General features: G+C 66.9%; 1 pseudogene. It reads right to left on the bottom strand.

Going from position 1 to position 884, the window contains the following annotated elements:
- Positions 1-884, bottom strand: a pseudogene (locus ACFOYY_RS08005) (DNA-directed RNA polymerase subunit beta); the annotation flags it as partial.

Consider the following 884-nt stretch of genomic DNA (forward strand, 5'->3'; position numbering starts at 1 on the left):
GACCAGCGGCGCCTCGCTCTTCAGCAACGGCACCGACTGACGCATCATGTTCGCGCCCATGAGCGCCCGGTTGGCGTCGTCGTGCTCCAGGAACGGGATCATCGCGGTCGCCACCGACACCATCTGACGCGGTGACACGTCGATGTAGTCGACCTCCTCGGCGCGGGCGAGTTCGGTCTCACCGCCCTTGGTCCGGACCAGGACACGGGCCTCGGCGAAGGAGCCGTCGGCGTTGAACGCCGTGTTGGCCTGCGCCTTGACGTAGCGGTCCTCCTCGTCGGCGGTGAGGTAGTCGATCCGGTCGGTGATCTTCCCGTCGACGACCTTGCGGTAGGGCGTCTCGACGAACCCGAAGGCGTTGAGCCGGGCGAAACAGGCGAGATACCCGATGAGGCCGATGTTCGGGCCTTCCGGCGTCTCGATCGGGCACATCCGGCCGTAGTGGGACGGGTGAACGTCACGAACCTCGAAGCCCGCCCGCTCACGCGACAGACCACCGGGACCCAGCGCGTTCAACCGCCGCTTGTGCGTCAGCCCGGACAACGGGTTGATCTGGTCCATGAACTGCGACAGCTGGGAGGTCCCGAAGAACTCCCTGAGCGCGGCCACGACGGGACGGATGTTGATCAGGGTCTGCGGCGTGATCGCCTCGACGTCCTGCGTCGTCATCCGCTCCCGCACGACCCGCTCCATCCTGGCCAGGCCCAGCCGGACCTGGTTCTGGATGAGCTCGCCGACGTTGCGGATCCGCCGGTTGCCGAAGTGGTCGATGTCGTCGACCTCAAGGGGCCTGTCCGCCGACTCCTCGCCGGCGTGCAGCCGTACCAGGTATTCGACGATCGCGACGATGTCCTCTTCGGTCAGCGTGCCCTGGGTGATGTCGG

Origin of the sequence: Streptosporangium jomthongense (assembly GCF_042650425.1) — a bacterium.
Classification (GTDB): domain Bacteria; phylum Actinomycetota; class Actinomycetes; order Streptosporangiales; family Streptosporangiaceae; genus Streptosporangium.